The sequence below is a fragment of the Clostridium cuniculi genome (assembly GCF_004353185.1).
Classification (GTDB): domain Bacteria; phylum Bacillota; class Clostridia; order Clostridiales; family Clostridiaceae; genus Clostridium; species Clostridium cuniculi.
In genome coordinates this window covers 1-450 of the sequence record NZ_SMUS01000121.1, presented here as the reverse complement: position 1 = coordinate 450, position 450 = coordinate 1, and the positions used below count along the sequence as shown (strand labels likewise).

At 56.7% G+C, this 450-nt stretch carries 1 rRNA gene; it reads left to right on the top strand.

Going from position 1 to position 450, the window contains the following annotated elements:
* Positions 1 to 450 (top strand): 16S ribosomal RNA (locus EJJ37_RS19885); the annotation flags it as partial.

Genomic DNA, 450 nt, shown 5'->3' with positions numbered 1-450 from the left:
GGGGGGCAGCAGTGAGGAATATTGGTCAATGGCCGGAAGGCTGAACCAGCCAAGTCGCGTGAGGGAATAAGGCCCTACGGGTCGTAAACCTCTTTTGTCAGGGAGCAATGCCGTCCACGTGTGGACGGAAGGAGAGTACCTGGAGAAAAAGCATCGGCTAACTCCGTGCCAGCAGCCGCGGTAATACGGAGGATGCGAGCGTTATCCGGATTTATTGGGTTTAAAGGGTGCGTAGGCGGCCTGCCAAGTCAGCGGTAAAATTGCGGGGCTCAACCCCGTACAGCCGTTGAAACTGCCGGGCTCGAGTGGGCGAGAAGTATGCGGAATGCGTGGTGTAGCGGTGAAATGCATAGATATCACGCAGAACCCCGATTGCGAAGGCAGCATACCGGCGCCCTACTGACGCTGAGGCACGAAAGTGCGGGGATCAAACAGGATTAGATACCCTTG